The sequence below is a fragment of the Paenibacillus sp. N22P23 genome, assembly GCF_059383735.1.
On the sequence record NZ_JBXENT010000002.1, the window covers coordinates 39,151 to 54,275 of the forward strand.

14 protein-coding genes are annotated in these 15,125 nt (G+C 50.9%); 6 read left to right on the forward strand and 8 right to left on the reverse strand.

Going from position 1 to position 15,125, the window contains the following annotated elements; all coding sequences use genetic code 11:
• Positions 1–23: 23 nt before the first annotated feature.
• The 3 genes from AC506A_RS10970 to AC506A_RS10980 all read right to left on the reverse strand — a co-directional run bounded on the left by AC506A_RS10970 (position 24) and on the right by AC506A_RS10980 (position 2,848).
• Entirely contained in the window at positions 24–1,070 is a 1,047-nt protein-coding gene (locus tag AC506A_RS10970; protein WP_495461052.1) for an efflux RND transporter periplasmic adaptor subunit, read from the reverse strand.
• Positions 1,048–1,770, reverse strand: coding sequence for an ABC transporter ATP-binding protein (locus AC506A_RS10975; RefSeq protein ID WP_495461053.1), 723 nt, complete (start codon positions 1,768–1,770; stop codon positions 1,048–1,050). Before AC506A_RS10975 ends, AC506A_RS10970 begins: the two co-directional genes overlap by 23 nt.
• A gap of 220 nt (positions 1,771–1,990) precedes the next feature.
• Complete coding sequence (locus AC506A_RS10980) at positions 1,991–2,848, reverse strand: DUF92 domain-containing protein (RefSeq protein WP_495461054.1); 858 nt, start codon at positions 2,846–2,848, stop codon at positions 1,991–1,993.
• Between the two features lie 130 nt (positions 2,849–2,978).
• Here AC506A_RS10980 and AC506A_RS10985 point away from each other — a divergent pair, with 130 nt between their 5' ends.
• The gene (locus AC506A_RS10985) at positions 2,979–4,136 is read left to right on the forward strand and encodes an HD domain-containing phosphohydrolase (protein WP_495461055.1); all 1,158 of its coding nucleotides are present in this window, start codon (positions 2,979–2,981) and stop codon (positions 4,134–4,136) included.
• Positions 4,137–4,264: 128 nt separating this feature from the next.
• Here AC506A_RS10985 and AC506A_RS10990 read toward each other — a convergent pair whose 3' ends face one another.
• From AC506A_RS10990 to AC506A_RS11005, 4 genes are all read right to left on the reverse strand, one after another.
• Positions 4,265–4,999, reverse strand: coding sequence for a glycerophosphodiester phosphodiesterase (locus AC506A_RS10990; protein WP_495461056.1), 735 nt, complete (start codon positions 4,997–4,999; stop codon positions 4,265–4,267).
• Positions 5,000–5,004: 5 nt separating this feature from the next.
• Positions 5,005–6,342 (reverse strand): CapA family protein, encoded by a 1,338-nt coding sequence (locus AC506A_RS10995; RefSeq protein WP_495461057.1) that lies wholly within the window; start codon positions 6,340–6,342, stop codon positions 5,005–5,007.
• A 79-nt stretch (positions 6,343–6,421) separates the two neighbouring features.
• Positions 6,422–7,432: an MBL fold metallo-hydrolase gene (locus AC506A_RS11000; RefSeq protein ID WP_495461058.1), complete on the reverse strand. Its 1,011-nt coding sequence runs from the start codon at positions 7,430–7,432 to the stop codon at positions 6,422–6,424.
• The gene (locus AC506A_RS11005) at positions 7,429–8,205 is read right to left on the reverse strand and encodes a class I SAM-dependent methyltransferase (protein WP_495461059.1); all 777 of its coding nucleotides are present in this window, start codon (positions 8,203–8,205) and stop codon (positions 7,429–7,431) included. The genes AC506A_RS11000 and AC506A_RS11005 overlap by 4 nt, the downstream gene beginning before the upstream one ends.
• A 153-nt stretch (positions 8,206–8,358) precedes the next feature.
• Here AC506A_RS11005 and AC506A_RS11010 point away from each other — a divergent pair, with 153 nt between their 5' ends.
• From AC506A_RS11010 to AC506A_RS11020, 3 genes are read left to right on the forward strand one after another with little or no spacing between them, the layout of a single operon-like run.
• Complete coding sequence (locus tag AC506A_RS11010; protein ID WP_495461060.1) at positions 8,359–9,687, forward strand: spore germination protein; 1,329 nt, start codon at positions 8,359–8,361, stop codon at positions 9,685–9,687.
• Complete coding sequence (locus AC506A_RS11015; protein WP_495461061.1) at positions 9,684–10,799, forward strand: GerAB/ArcD/ProY family transporter; 1,116 nt, start codon at positions 9,684–9,686, stop codon at positions 10,797–10,799. The genes AC506A_RS11010 and AC506A_RS11015 overlap by 4 nt, the downstream gene beginning before the upstream one ends.
• The gene (locus AC506A_RS11020) at positions 10,796–11,896 is read left to right on the forward strand and encodes a Ger(x)C family spore germination protein (protein ID WP_495461062.1); all 1,101 of its coding nucleotides are present in this window, start codon (positions 10,796–10,798) and stop codon (positions 11,894–11,896) included. Before AC506A_RS11015 ends, AC506A_RS11020 begins: the two co-directional genes overlap by 4 nt.
• Before the next feature lie 32 nt (positions 11,897–11,928).
• Here AC506A_RS11020 and fni read toward each other — a convergent pair whose 3' ends face one another.
• Positions 11,929–12,990: a type 2 isopentenyl-diphosphate Delta-isomerase gene (gene fni, locus AC506A_RS11025; RefSeq protein WP_495461063.1), complete on the reverse strand. Its 1,062-nt coding sequence runs from the start codon at positions 12,988–12,990 to the stop codon at positions 11,929–11,931.
• 196 nt (positions 12,991–13,186) lie between these two features.
• Between fni and nagB the strand changes: the two genes are divergently transcribed.
• Together nagB and nagA are read left to right on the forward strand one after the other, a co-directional pair.
• Positions 13,187–13,909: a glucosamine-6-phosphate deaminase gene (nagB, locus tag AC506A_RS11030; RefSeq protein ID WP_495461064.1), complete on the forward strand. Its 723-nt coding sequence runs from the start codon at positions 13,187–13,189 to the stop codon at positions 13,907–13,909.
• Between the two features lie 3 nt (positions 13,910–13,912).
• Positions 13,913–15,094, forward strand: a complete 1,182-nt coding sequence (gene nagA, locus AC506A_RS11035; RefSeq protein ID WP_495461065.1) for an N-acetylglucosamine-6-phosphate deacetylase — start codon at positions 13,913–13,915, stop codon at positions 15,092–15,094.
• Positions 15,095–15,125: the final 31 nt, after the last annotated feature.

Genomic DNA, 15,125 nt, shown 5'->3' on the forward strand with positions numbered 1-15,125 from the left:
TCTTCTCTTCTCATGAGCTGAAATTAGTTATTCAGAATCACTTTCATGCCCGGATCTAAACCTTTGACGATCTCAACATCCGTTGATGTCATAATTCCTGGCTGTACGTCGATTTCTTTGCGGCGGTCGCCGTCCAGCGCTTGTACGTAAGTGCGTCCCAAGTAGGTACGCAGACCACTGCGCGGAATAACAACAACATTGTCACGCTTCTCTAGCACGATATGAATATCGACCGTCCTGCCGAGTTCGAATGACTCGTCCGGTTTATTAATTGTAATATAGAGCAATCTCGTATTCCGATCGTCGATTTCCTTGTTCAGGGTAATCGGCGCATCCGAAGGAGACTGCAGCACCTTACCTTCAAACTTCTTATCGCCAGCCTTGATCTCGACTGCCATGTCACGTTGAACGCCGGCAATTTGCTTCGCGTCCTCAGCCGTGTAGATCAGGTATAGCTGCGTTGGGTCAGCAACAGACACAAGCGGCGTATACCCGTTCAGCCCATCGCCCGGCGACTTCGTGTCCAAATAAGACACGATGCCGCTGATCGGTGTCGTAAGTTTCGCGGACTCGAACTGCTCATTCATCGAATTAAGCATCAATTGTTCCCGCTCCAGATCGATCTCCTTCATCCGCAGATCGTTTCCGGTAACACCGCTTTGCTTCACTCGGAAGTACTCGATTTGAGCACGTTCCAGACTCAGCTTCTGCAGCTTCACGCGCAGGTCCAAATCGCCCATATCCAGCTCGGCTACCAATTGTCCTGCTTTCACTTCATCGCCAAGTTTTACATGCAGTTCCTTCAATCTTCCGCTTTCCTTATAGAAGAGCGGCACATTCTTGCTCGATGCGACGACAGCCGCGCCGGAGAAGCTCCGCTCAATTGTCGCTTTCTTGACTTCAATAGCATCTACCTTCTCCGCAGCAGGCTGCACGAGCGGGGGCTGCAGGACGACTTGCTTCTGCGGCAGAAGGGAACAGCCGGAAAGCAGCGACGCCACAACCATTACTGCGGCAGCTTCCTTGACGAACAATCTGCGGCGATGTTTACGCGTTAGGTTCTGAGACAATCTCTCCATCCTCCAATGCAATAACATGATCGACGATTTCCATAATACCGGGATCGTGTGTCGTCATGACGACGGTCATTCCCAAGTTCTCTACAAGGTCACGAAACACTTTAATGACCTGCAGCCCCATCCGGCTGTCCAGCTCGGCTGTAGGCTCATCCGCCAGCAGCAGGACTGGCCTGTGCGCAATCGCTCTGGCAATCGCAACACGCTGCTGTTCTCCCCCTGAGAGCTCAGGCGGGCGGTGCTTCATGCGGGATTTCATGCCTACCCATTCCAGCGCTTGTTCGGCGCGTTCTTTATGCAGCTTCGAATCGCTTCCAGCGATGCGCAGCCCAAACTCCACATTCTCGTAAGCGGACATAAGAGGTATGAGTCCGAAGGCTTGGAATACCAAACCCAGATTCGTTCTGCGCCATGTACTGCGCTGCTTCTCGGGCAATCGGGAAATAATTTGACCGTTAAAATAAACGTCGCCTTCTGTCGGCTGATCCAGCGCTGCAAGCAAATTCAGCAGCGTCGTCTTGCCGGAGCCGGAACGGCCTTTGAGCGCGATCATCGAGCCTTTCTTAATCGACAGATTAATATTCTTGACAGCGGTTACAGAATTGTCACCGCGGCCGAATACGCGTTTCACATTATCCGCTTGGAGCAGCGGAAGGCTGCTGGCAATCGGCGATTTCGCCGTATCAATCTTCACGTGCGGCCATTCTCCTTCCCGAATCTATGAATTCGTTTACATTTACATCTGTAAAAATTTTCTATTAGAGTTAGGATACTAGGCGATCCCTAGGCTGTCAACCCGAGAAACCATTAGAATATTGCACAATTGTACCCAAAAACGTGAACATTAGGTTGATTATAACTCTTTCGACATCCATAGGGATAGTCTTTTATATGCGTCCGCTTGCTAGGAGAAATTAGGAAAAGGCGCAGCCGATTAGCAGTGCCAGCAAGCCGGCCAGCGCCGAGGACGCGAAATTCACCGCATCGTTGGTCATCCCGGCGAAGCCGCGGATTCGCCGCACTGCTTCGTTGCTGCCGCAGTGCTCGGCGCGTTCTGTATCGCTGCCGCATACCCGGCAGCGGTACATCACTTGCACGGTCGCGCCGAGCAGCGAATCGGCGAAGGCACCGGCCGTGCCGGCGCAAGCCGCGGCGGCGAGCAGCACGCCAGGCGTGACGCCCGCAGGCGCAGGCGGCGCAGCGTGCAGCAGCGCCGCGGCTGCGCCGATGAAAGCGGCGCCGGCCAGCGCGGCGAAGCTGCCAAGCGGCGTGACCCCGCCGCTCGTGCCGGGCGCAACGCGCTGCCCGCTAAGCAGGGACCGCGGAGCACGGCGGCTGAGCGCGCCGATCTCCGTGGCCCACGTATCCGCGTTCACGGCGGCCATGACGCCGACGAACGCGTACACCCATGCTGCCGCGGGCCAGATCGCATGCCCTGCGCACAGCAGCAGCCCCAGGCCGCCATTGGCCCACACCTGCGCGGCATCGCGACGGCCGCTCTTGGCGTATTTCGCCTCGGCGGCCTGCTTGGCGGAATGTCTTCGCTTCCATTTGGACCAGAGCGAAGAAGTCAAGAAGAAAGCAAGCAGCGAGCCGAACCATAGCGGCCCGCCCAGCGCAACATAGCCTGTCCCCATAACGGCAGCCGAAACAGCCCCGCTCCCGGATAAGGAACGAAGCCGATAAGCAGCAGCTGCAATAGCGCTGCTTCCAATGATTCCGGCCGCAAGCCGGCCTATATCCGATCCCCAAATATCGATCATAGCTTCCATTCACCTTCCATCCACACGATGTACATCATCCATTTTTTGCATATGCCTAAGCAGGATTCCGTAAAGTTTTGTTGAATTGGTAATGTCGAACCATACACTTTTTTGTCATTTAAGGAGCGTTCGATTGCATATGAATGATCGTCATAAACGTCATGATGAAGTCCTCCCACACGCTGACGCCGCAAACGAACGGACGCCGGAAGAGCTGCTTCGTATCATATTTGATTATACCGCCAAAATCGGAGGAGAGCGAAACTTAAAGAGCGTACTCCTGCTCATGGCCAATATGGGCCGTGAGATGATTTTAGCAGACCGATGCACAGTGTGGCTCATCGACCATTCCCGTGAAGAGCTGTTTACGACCATTGCCCATGGCGTCAATGAAATTCGAATTCCACTTGGCACCGGCTTCGTCGGCCATTCTGTCGAGTCCGGCGAATACTTGTTAATCGACGACGCCTATAACGATCATCGGCATAATGACGAGAATGATCGCCGTACCGGATATCGCACCAAATCGGTCATAACCGTGCCTTTCGTAGGCAATGACGGAACCATTATCGGCGCCTATCAAGCCATCAATAAGCTGACGCCGCAAGCAATATTTACGGGGCGCGACCTCGAACATTTGAAGCTGGCCGCCTCGTATGCCGGCAAATCGCTTGAATCGGTTATCCTCCACGAGGAGATCGTCGCAACGCAGCGCGAAATTATTACTGTAATGGGTGAGATCGGCGAAAGCCGTTCCAAAGAAACCGGCAACCATGTCAAACGGGTAGCTGAATATTCCTACATCCTCGCAATCGGTTACGGACTATCCGTTGAAGAAGCCGAATTGCTCAAGATGGTTTCGCCCATGCATGATATCGGCAAAGTGGCCATTCCTGACTCCGTTCTGCTCAAGCCCGGTAAGCTGACCGAGGAAGAGTTCGACCAGATGAAACTGCACACGGATATCGGCTTCAATTTGCTCAAAGCATCCAGCCGCGAACTGCTCAAAACAGCGGCAATCGTGGCCTATCAGCATCATGAGAAATGGAACGGCAAAGGATACCCAAGAGGGCTTAGCGGAGAGGATATTCATCTCTACGGACGGATTACCGCCATTGCAGACGTATTCGACGCACTAGGCAGCGAACGTGTGTACAAGAAGGCTTGGGAGCTTGAACAAATTCTGCAGTTATTCCAAGAGGAACGCGGCAACCATTTCGATCCAAAGTTAGTCGATATCTTGATGGAGCAGCTCCCTGCAATTCTTGATATTCGAGATCGATTCCGTGACGTATAAGATTCAAGTGCGCATTTCATGCAGCATTTGCTCGGTTTAGCAGTTGGAAAATCGGAAATGCTGCTTATGTGTTACAAACAAAAAAAGGCGATCCACACAGCCCTCTGTGTGGGATCCGCCTTTTTTTGTTAGGAGCTTCCATTCTTCGCCTGCGCGAAACGATCCGGATAATTCGTACAGATCATAAGCGAGCTGTCGAGTGCGGCAAGCCGCTTTATCATAGGCGCATCATTGACGGTCCATGCCATTACGTCAACCTGTGCAGCCCGCATAGATGCAAGCAGTTGATCCGACACACGCGTATAACCGACGGATAAGAAGGTAGCCTCGAGACGCTCCAAATCCATGGCCAGCGTCCAAGGCGACGCATCTAGGATAAGTCCTGTCCGGACATCTTTGGTCAGCTCGCGCACCTTTCGCAGCGACTCCCGGTCAAAGGAGGTGATGACTGCATCATGCTGTAAGCCGTTCTTGTACAGCAGATCAACGACCTTCTTCTCCATGCCGGGATAGCGGCCCCCGTAGGTTTTGAGCTCCACATTAAGCCGGCAGCGGCCGATCGTAGCGTCTATCACTTGCTGCAGCGTCGGAATGCCTTCACCTGCGAAGGACTTATCGAACCAACTGCCTGCGTCCATCTTGCCAAGCTGATCCGCCGTGAATTCATGTACACGACCCGCCACTTTGGCCGTTCGCCTGAGCGAGTCATCATGGATCACAACGGGAATGCCGTCCTTGGACAGCTGTACGTCAAGCTCGATCCACTGCACGAACGGAAAACTAAGCGCCTCCCGAAAAGCTGCCATCGTATTCTCCGGCGCAAGTCCTGAAGCTCCGCGGTGGGCAACACACGGATTCAACATCAACTTCACTCCTTCGGTCGAATGTTCCCTGCCTCATCCACAGTTGCATGAAAGGAAATACCCGAAATCCGCTTTAGCAAGGCGGCTCCCTCATCTCCTGCCAGCGGTGCCGGCTGTGATTGCACCGCACGCATGGGATTAAACTTCAACGAGCAATCCCCTTTCACATTACAAGCTGCATGAAGGACTCCGGTGTCCTTCGTTTTATCCGGCGTCATACCGCTGAATATAAAATTGCCCAAGCTGTACGCAATCCACTTCCCCTTGTACGACTCAAAACCTTGAAGAACATGAGGATGACTGCCGATAACTAAATCTGCCCCTGCATCAATATATTCGTGTGCTAATCTTTTCTGATCGTTATTCGGCAAATCTTCGCGTTCGATTCCCCAGTGCACCATAACCACCACAATATCAGCTTGTTTCTTTGCCTGCTTAATAGCAGCAACCGCCCGTGTAGAATCATAGGTTTCCGCTAAGCCCGCATGATCTTTCGTCGCCTTCCAGGAGCCGACAGGTACCACTCTCGTTAAACCAAGATAAGCAACGCTGATTCCCTTAGCTTCCAGCAGTACTGGCTTGAACGCTTCCAGCTCATCGCGTCCGGCACCCATATTCGGAATACCTGCTTCATCGAGATGGGCGATCGTATCGAGCAGCCCTTCTTCACCTTGGTCCAGCGTGTGATTGTTCGCCAAATTGGCTACGTCGATACCGGCTGCCTTCAAGGCAGGAAGTGCGTCCGGCGAAGATTTGTAGACATATTGTTTGTTTTCTGCCGGAGTACCGCGCAAGGTGACAGGCGTCTCCAAATTGACCGCCATTAAATCCGGTGTCTTCAATTCATTCAATACTTTCGCATACGGGTAATCATAGCCGTTCTTAAGCATCAGCTTCTCTACGGAAGCCGCCAATAAAACATCACCTGTAAAAGATAAGTTCACTTGATCTCCGGCAACCGGAGTACTCCCTGTATCGCCCGCTGCAGCTTGATTATCGGACGTGGGATCATCAGAATCATCAGATATAGGCTCATAAATGGTGTAACCTTCCGATGATGATTGACCATCTGCCTCAGGCGTAACTGAAGTTGTATTCGAATTGCCAGCCGGTTGATCGTCGGCTCCAGCCTCGTTCGCATCCGTGACTTGCCCGGCATTATTGCTGCCCGCATTAGCCGCAGTGTTCAGCTTCTCAGTACCATCCTGCCGCTGCACAACATAAACGATCGCTAGTGCACCGATAATCAGCAGGAGGATAAGGTTAATCGCAAACAGGCGCTTCATTCTGCGGGAACGTTGTTGTTTCTGATGTTGACGAGATTCAGAGCGGGATACAGGCATAGTTAATGGGCTCCTTTTCTTCAAACGATGACCCATTCATTATACACCATATTCCGGGCGCTTTTGGAAGCTTTTTCATTTAAGAATCCGGCTTCACCGAATAATACAACTGTTCATTTTGTCTAATTCCGGTAACAAGCCCTTGGTGTTCAAGATGGAATAAATGGGCCAGCGTTTCTGACATGGCAAACCTCAAATTATGCGTATTGCCGGCAATCCGTTCACCGAAGAGCCGCATACAGAGCGTATACCCCGTCATAGGTTCCGCTTGAATCAGCTCTCGGATTTGAATCAATCTTCGTTCATGGTGGGCTGCGAGTTGGGCGATCCGTTCGCTGAAATTCGTGAATGGATCCCGATGCCCCGGAAAAGCAAGATCAACCTCGTAAGCCTTCAGCTCCTCCAAACTGTCCAGAAACTGCTGCAGCTGATCATGGTCTTCACCTGGCACTACGCTGATGTTAGGCGTAATATTCGGCAGCACTTGATCGCCGCAAAACATCCATTTCTTAAGCGGTTCATAGAAACACAATTGGCCTCTTGCATGCCCCGGACTTTCGATCATTTGCCACATCGAACCGCCGATGGTTATCGTCTGTCCTGCTTGCAGAAAGGTAACTCTCGGCTGCGGAGTAACTCTCTCCACGAAGCTATTCAGATGCGGTGTGATTTCCTCTACTACCGATGGCGGCATACCTTGGTCGGTATATAGCTCCGTCAACGACTCAGCAAATTCCGCCCCTAGGTCAGCTCCCCATAGCCGCTGTGTATACGCATAGGAAGCCTCCGAAATATACACGGGAGCGCCTGTACGTTCTTGAAACCAGCCGGCCAATCCGTAATGGTCAGGATGCTGATGGGTCAAGATGATGGTATGAATCGCATCGAACGAAATCGATTTATCAATCATTGCCTCAGACCAAGCTCGAACAGTCTCGTCCGTATGTAATCCTGGATCGATCAGCGTGTATCCTGAAGAGTCCGGGATCAAGTAGCTGTTCACCCACCTCAGCGAGAACGGCAGCGGAACTTTAACCTGCAAAATCCCACCTTGCCATTCTGTTACCAGCGACTTCGTCCCTTCACTCACGATAACGCCCTGCCTTTCAAAATCATACGCGGAGAATGCATCTCATCATACGGTCGACCTTCATAATCACCATAACATTGTTCCAGCTTAAGCCCTGCTGCATGGAGCGCATCCTCGAACCAAGACAGTGGAAACAATCGAACCCGCTCCTCATAACTGCGAGAGGCTTCTGGTCCCTCTTGAGAAGTAATTTGAATCTGCTTCACAACCCAGCCATCTGCTGTGCTTCGTTGTTCATCAATATGTAGTCCTGTCTCAGCGTCAGTACGCTCCGAATGCGGCACGAGGTTAGCGGCTACATAGGACGGGTTCATGAAATCGATAAGGAAAGCGCCATGCGGCTTCAGCACTCTGCGAATTTCGCTTATGACGCGATGATTGTCGTCTTCAAGTTCGAAATAACCGAAGGACGTAAACAAATTAACGGTCGCATCGAAGCTGCTGTCCTCGAAAGGCAGCTCCCTCATATCGCCTTGAATGAGTGCATGAATCTGTCCCTCATTATTATGCTCGCGGGCCTTCTGAAGCAGGGATGCTGACAAGTCGATCCCGGTAACGTTGTAGCCGAGCTGTGCCAGGGCAAGAGCATGGCGTCCCATTCCGCAGCCGATATCGAGTACGGTGGCCCCGGGCTCAAGCTCCAGCCATCCTGCCATGGTTTCCACCTCACGCGCCGCCTGCTCCCAATTTCGGTGACGATACACAACCATATAATCAGAGCCGAAACTGCGCTCATACCAATTCGTCATACTTGCTTCCCCTTTCAATGCCATGTCTTTTTTATGCCTCTTATTGTACTTCACCCTCCGCCATTCTGGCAAAACACAGATGCAGCGGCATAATTTTCATCTCAAACATCCATACTATGCCAAGTTGTCAGAATTCCGATCAATCACGGCCATTCGTTCCGGAAGGAGGAAGCCATCATGCTAAATCGTATCAACACGCTGTTTGCAGAGTCGCGAGACTTAATCATGAATCGACTGCAGAATGACTCGTTTACGATCGAGATCGCTTATATTGCAACGCTTTGCGACGAAAGTAAAGTGAGTGATTTCATTCTCGTCCCTTTTACGCAGCAGGAGCATCCTTTTGACGAATTAGTTCAAACCAACCCGGTCTTTAAACGCTTTGATGACCCTGCGAAATGGGCGGATACGATTCTTAAGGGCTTTGTCCTCCTGCAATTGAACGGCGACGTTTATAAGTTCGATGCTGCTCGTATTATCCGGAACGAAAATCCGCAAACGATGGTCGAAACGGTAATCACTGGCCCTCAAATCGCGTTAAGCGAGGATCTGATAGATTCTGTTAATATTATTCGCAATCGTTATCCAAACCCCGAGCTGGCTGTCGAGGAACGCACGATAGGCACGCAGTCCAAAACAAGAGTTTTGCTGATCTTCGATAAACGACGTGTTGATCCAACCGTACTGACCGCGGTTCGGGAGAAGCTGGATCGGGTTTCTTCGCCTATGATTATGGCGACCGGAGAGCTGGCCAGAGCCCTCGGTGACCGGTATCGGTTGTTTCCGTCTATGATGTTGACCGAACGTCCTGACCGCGTATGTACAGGCATACAAGGGGGCAAAATCATCCTGCTTATTCAAGGCTCGATGTTTGCGCTAATTTTGCCCGCAACCTTCTTCGACTTTATGAATGCCGTGGATGATCATTATGACTCTTTCTGGATGACACGCTGCCTCCTGGTCCTTCGATATTTGGCCGTCATACTCACCATCACACTTCCGGCGCTATACGTAGCCATTGTCTCCTATAATCCGGAGCTGTTTCGTGTGCAATTGACCTACTCCATTGCAGGCAGCCGATCTGCCGTGCCTTATCCTTCTTTTATCGAAGTATTCATCATGCTGTTTATGATTGAATCGCTTATCGAAGCCAGCGTCAGACTGCCCAAATATATCGGCTCCACCGCGACGACCGTCGGCGGCCTCATTCTAGGTCAAGCCGCGCAGCAGGCAGGACTCGTCAGCAGTATTATGATTATCGTCACTTCTGTCGTAGCTATCTCCAATTTCGTCATCCCTGTTAATAATATGTCAGGGGCTATTCGATTTCTAAAATACCCGCTTATTATCCCTGCGATCTTCTTTGGCATATCCGGGGTAACGATAGGAGCGTTCTGTTATTTAGTCTATTTGGCTGACATGCGGAGCTTTGGCAAGCCATACTTCCGCATCATAAGCAAGACACCATCGCAAACCGGTGATATTGGGCAGGTGAATAACGAATGAACCGATACTATTATTACAACATCATTCTCGTCAGCATCTTGAATCTCATGATGTTTGTTCCGTATCTGCTCATCAGCGACCGATATACCGGATCGGTTTCCTCTATGATCTGCGCGGCTTTCTTAGGCAGCTTCCTGGCGATGCTCTATACCCATGTAATGAAAACATTTCCGGGGAAAGGGATTCCTGAAATACTGGCGCTCTATTTCCCTAAGTTCATTAACATTCCCTTTTTGCTTTTGTTGTCTACCATGTGGTTCGTGGCCGCAGCGATTGCGCTAACCGGTTATGCGGTGCTCATCAACCGTTTTTTCAATCCCGATACAAGCGCCGTAATCGTGCTGTTCATTCTCGCTGCAGCTTGTGTTTACACCTCTACGCGTTCTACTTTAACCGTAATACTAATTATGGAGATGGCTCTGCTCATCAATATCCCGATCGTCTTCTTTATCTTATTTAAAGCTTCGACCAATCCAAACCTAGATTGGGATGCTATACGAACCGTCGCCCAATATTGGCGCATGCCGCCAAAGCTTGAACCGTTTGCGGCCGCAACTTATGTATTTTCGGGGTACACCAATTATGCCATTTTCAATCGCCTTAACCCGCCTAATCTCAGAATTCGATTCCGCTGGGCGGTGCCTATCCTCTGCTTGGTGATTCTATTACTCTCGTTCTTTGTTCCGATCGGCTTTCATGGTACGGAAGCGGTCGGATCGTATTTGTACCTTTGGAGCGTGACCTCGGATTCCATGATGCTGGGCTACGGGTTTATCGAACGCGTCATCTTCTTGTTTCTGTTATTGTATCTAAACCTAACGCTCCTTTATACGACGACGGGTTGGCATATTGCGATGGAGATGATAAAGAGCTGTTTACCGAAAGCTAAGCCGCACATCGATCCGCCTCGTACGCCGGTCGCAAACTATGTAATCGCATCCGTTTTTGCAGTCATGACCGTGATGTCCGTTTATTTCTTCAACGAGAAGCAAAGTTTGGAAATTTCTAAAAATTGGCTGCTGCTTCGTTTATTTGCGGAAACCGTGACCGTCTTATTCCTCTTTGTTCTCAGTGTAAGAGCGAGGGTAACTAGAAAGAAGATGAATAAATGAAGGCAAAACGTAATGTCTTGAAGCTGATGATGATCGTCTTTGTCATTGTATTTATTGGAGGCTGCGGCTTCAAAGATATTGATAAACGGTTCTTTGTCATTGCCATGGGGATCGACTCCCCGGACGAAGGCAAGCAAGGCTTCAAAATAACGCTCCGACTTGCCATTCCATCTCCGAAAGTCGAGCCTGGGGCAGCCAGAACGCAAGTAGAAACCATTCATGCCTCCACAATAGCCGAAGCTCTTCGTCTGTTGAAGTCGCATGTGGATAAGGAACTGGACTTTGGGCATTGCAAGCTGTACCTGCTCGGAGAAGGGCTGGTCAAGTCCGATTACACGGAAACGCTCCAATGGCTTTCTCGCCGCCGCGATGTGCAGAACATCGCCTACGTAGCCGTTGGCAAGCCGGATGCCAGGACGATTCTGGAAGTCAATCCGCCTTCCGAGCGATTCCCTGGCAATACCATTTTTCTGCTGTTCGGAAAAGACGGCACCCAATCCTCGTACCTTGTCAGCGTTTATTTGTTTGATTTCCTGCGACGCGTAGATGAACGCGGCATGGATCCTATTCTGCCAATTATGAGGAAAGAGAAGAAAGGCTATGTCATATCGAAACTGGGGCTGCTTGATAAGAGCAAGCTTGTACTCACGCTTAATCCCCGCGAAACCGAAATGTACAATCAAATTCGTAACCATTACAAAAAATCGACGGTTTCGGCAACGATTGATGGAGATACGCTGGTTCTCTCCGTAGACAGAATTGGTTCCCACTACAAAATCATAAAAGGACAAGACGGATATGTACTAAAGATGAAGTTGAACATAGGAGGCATATTCGAGGAGGCTCCTGGCGGAATTTATGACAAGAATTGGGATGAGCTCGAGAAAGGCTTTAATACTCAGGTGTCTGAGGAAGCCAAGCGCCTGCTTGAGAAAGTCCAGAAAGCAGGCGTGGATCCGTTCGGTTTCGGACTTCGCTATCGTGCTACTCACGAAGGAAGCCCCAAAACCTGGAGGGACTGGGAATCCATTTATCCCAATCTTAAATTCGAGGTTCAAACGAATGTCGATATCGAAGGCTCTGGGCTTACCCGCTAATCCGTAATCGGATTTGCGGGACTCACCTTAGTCTACAATTGGATCAAGCGGTTGGTATGACGCAGCTCCTGCAAATTGGCTGCGCCAATGCCGAACATTGTGGTACGCAGTTCGAATTCGATACGTTCCATTTGGCGCAGCAGCGTTTCGCTGCCGCCGGTTTGCTGCTCTGCCGCACCGGCAAGCAACGAACGGCCGTAGCCTGCTAAGTCGGCGCCTAATGCGATCGCTTTCGCTGCATCCACGCCTGTGTTCAAGCCTCCACTCGCAATAAGGGCAACACCGGGGAGCGCAGCACGGACGTCCCGCACGCATGCTGCCGTCGGCGTCCCCCAGCCTGCAAAGGCGGCGGCAGCTTCGACACGCAGCGGATCACGCGCGCGATACTTCTCGACCTGACTCCAGGAAGTTCCGCCGGCTCCGGCAACGTCAATAAAGGCAATACCTATATCGTGCAGCCTTCGTGCTGTTTCAGCATCGATACCCCAGCCAACCTCCTTCACGCCAACCGGTACTTGCAGCTTGCGGCATACCTCGGCAATGCGCTGAAGCAGCCCGCGGAAATTCGTGTCCCCTTCGGGCTGGAATACTTCCTGCAAGCTGTTCAAATGCAATACCAGTGCATCAGCCTCAGCAAGCTCAACGGCAAGTCTGCACTGATCGACTCCGTAGCCGTAATTGAGCTGAACAGCACCTAGGTTAGCTATGATCGGAATTGTCGGCGCTTGCTTCCGCATATGGAATGTGGCAGCAAGCGATTCCTTTTCAATGGCAGCTCGCATGGAGCCAAGCGCCATTACCCAGCCCTTTGCCTGCGCTGCTTCCGCAAGCCTTTCATTAATAGCACCTGTCTCCGCTGTTCCCCCGGTCATCGAACTAATAAGAAGCGGCGCTGCAATCGACTTGCCCAGAAACGATGAAGCGATACCTATTTCCTCGAAAGCAATCTCCGGGAGAGCTTGATGGCGAAACCGATATTGTTCGAAGCCGGGCTCCGTGCCGATGCTCTGTACCTGTTCCTGCAGAACGATCCGGATATGCTCGCCTTTCCTCTTCGTCGTTAGGACATGCTCTTCATCATGCTTGTCCATCATTGTCATATTTCCCCCTGTCATCATCTTTGCTTCAATCATAATGGCATAAGCGTGACCTTCAGAGCAAGTTTGCAGGGAATCATTGCATTTTTTGATTATTAATTTCTTAATAATGACTTTTTTAATCATTTTCATTGTCGGTTTTGACAATTTCATTTATAATAAAATCATAACGAACCTTAGGGGGCACATCATTATGGAATTGAAATGCTTCGACAATATTAGTGAACTTGACCGTTATGCTGCTCAAATTTTCGCAGATACGATTAAACATAATCCTCACGCAACACTCGGACTTGCAACCGGCTCGACACCCATCGGAATTTATGGAAAAATGATAGAGATGTACAATAACGGCGAAGTTTCCTTCAAAGATGCTACTACGTTCAACCTGGACGAATACGTTGGACTTTCGCCAAACCATGAGCAAAGCTATGCCCAATTTATGAAACACCACTTGTTTGACCACATCGATTTGCCGAAGCAGCAAGCACATTTGCCGAGCGGCATGGTGAGTGATTTGAAAGCGGAATGCCTGTCTTATGATCGCATGCTGGCTGAACAGCCCATTGACGTACAACTACTTGGTCTTGGCCACAATGGACATATCGGCTTCAACGAGCCTGATCAAGAACTGCATGGCGGTACCCATATCGTCGAGCTCGAGGAAGCGACTCGCGCGGCAAACGCAAGATTCTTCGATACGCCGGATGAAGTGCCCACGAAAGCAATTACGATGGGCGTCGGTTCCATTCTGAAAGCAGACTCGATCGTCCTTGTCGTGAAAGGTGCCGATAAAGCTAATATCGTCAAACAGGCACTGCACGGTCCGATTACGACAGAAGTTCCGGCATCGCTGCTGCAAACGCATAAGAAAGTGATCGTTTTGGTCGATCGAGAGGCAGGGAGGTTGTTGTAGAGGATGAAAGCCGCGGATAACAATTGGTACATCACGAATGTGAAAGCAATCGTGCAAGATACGGTTGTCGAAGGCAGCATTATCGTAGAGAACGGGATCATTACAGCTATTATTGAAGGTCAATTCCTTCCATCTGAGAACGAGCAGCATCGCACCATTGACGGGAACGGCAGCTGGCTCCTGCCAGGTTTTATCGACATGCATGTTCATGGCGGCTTCGGTGCCGACTTCATGGATGCAGACCGTGAAGCCTACGACACCATTACTCGTTTTCATGCTTCTAAGGGCACGACCCGCATGCTGGCGACTACCGTGACGGCCTCTCAGGAAGCTATTGAAGCTGTGCTTGCGGCAGCCAATGAATATGCAAACGGTGAGATGGCCTACGCAGCGCTTGGCGGCGTTCATCTCGAAGGACCATTCATCAGCGAGCTCTGGCCCGGAGCTCAAAATCCGGCCTTTATTTCACCGCCACGCGTAGACTGGGTGAAGTCTTGGAACGAGCAATATCCCGGACTCATCAAACAGCTCACTTTGGCCCCGGAGAAAGAACAGGCTTGCGAGCTCATTGCCTACCTTGCAGAGAGCGGCATCGTAGCAGCTTGCGGACATACGGATGCTACCTATGCGCAAGTAACAACGGCGGCGGATAGCGGATTGACACAAGCCGTGCATACATTCAACGCCATGCGTGCACTTCACCACCGTGAGCCCGGGACGGTTGGCGCCGTGTTGACCGACAATCGCATCTACGCAGAACTTATCGCAGACGGACACCATGTCCACCCTGCGGCAATCAGATTGCTCGTAGGCTCGAAGCCGGCAGATAAAGTCGTGCTGATTACAGACGCCATGTCAGCTGCCGGTCTAGGTGACGGAGACTATGATCTCGGCGGTCTCATCGTAGATGTTAAACAAGGTGTAGCTCGTCTCCGAGAAGGCGGCAGCTTAGCCGGAAGCACGCTCACGATGATTGACGCATTCCGTTATATGCTCACACATACGGAACTGAGCCCAGCTCAGGTAAGTCGAATGGCAAGCAGCAATCCTGCTCAACAGTTAGGGCTTGCGGAAGTAACAGGCTCCATCACAGTCGGTAAACAGGCCGACCTTGTTTTGACAGATGCATCCTTTACCGAAGTTAACCATACATGGGTGAACGGCCGTCTGGTACACAGCAGCTAAGGTCAAATCAAATAAAGGGTTATGCAGTATC

Excerpts from the sequence above, each read along its gene's own strand:
- nagA (WP_495461065.1), top strand. The coding sequence starts at position 13,913 with ATGAAAGCCGCGGATAACAATTGGTACATCACGAATGTGAAAGCAATC.
- AC506A_RS10990 (WP_495461056.1), bottom strand. The coding sequence starts at position 4,999 with ATGTTGAATCCGTGTGTTGCCCACCGCGGAGCTTCAGGACTTGCGCCG.
- AC506A_RS11005 (WP_495461059.1), bottom strand. The coding sequence starts at position 8,205 with ATGGCATTGAAAGGGGAAGCAAGTATGACGAATTGGTATGAGCGCAGT.
- AC506A_RS11015 (WP_495461061.1), top strand. The coding sequence starts at position 9,684 with ATGAACCGATACTATTATTACAACATCATTCTCGTCAGCATCTTGAAT.
- fni (WP_495461063.1), bottom strand. The coding sequence starts at position 12,990 with ATGATGGACAAGCATGATGAAGAGCATGTCCTAACGACGAAGAGGAAA.
- AC506A_RS10995 (WP_495461057.1), bottom strand. The coding sequence starts at position 6,342 with ATGCCTGTATCCCGCTCTGAATCTCGTCAACATCAGAAACAACAACGT.
- AC506A_RS10985 (WP_495461055.1), top strand. The coding sequence starts at position 2,979 with ATGAATGATCGTCATAAACGTCATGATGAAGTCCTCCCACACGCTGAC.
- AC506A_RS11010 (WP_495461060.1), top strand. The coding sequence starts at position 8,359 with ATGCTAAATCGTATCAACACGCTGTTTGCAGAGTCGCGAGACTTAATC.
- AC506A_RS11020 (WP_495461062.1), top strand. The coding sequence starts at position 10,796 with ATGAAGGCAAAACGTAATGTCTTGAAGCTGATGATGATCGTCTTTGTC.
- nagB (WP_495461064.1), top strand. The coding sequence starts at position 13,187 with ATGGAATTGAAATGCTTCGACAATATTAGTGAACTTGACCGTTATGCT.
- AC506A_RS10980 (WP_495461054.1), bottom strand. The coding sequence starts at position 2,848 with ATGGAAGCTATGATCGATATTTGGGGATCGGATATAGGCCGGCTTGCG.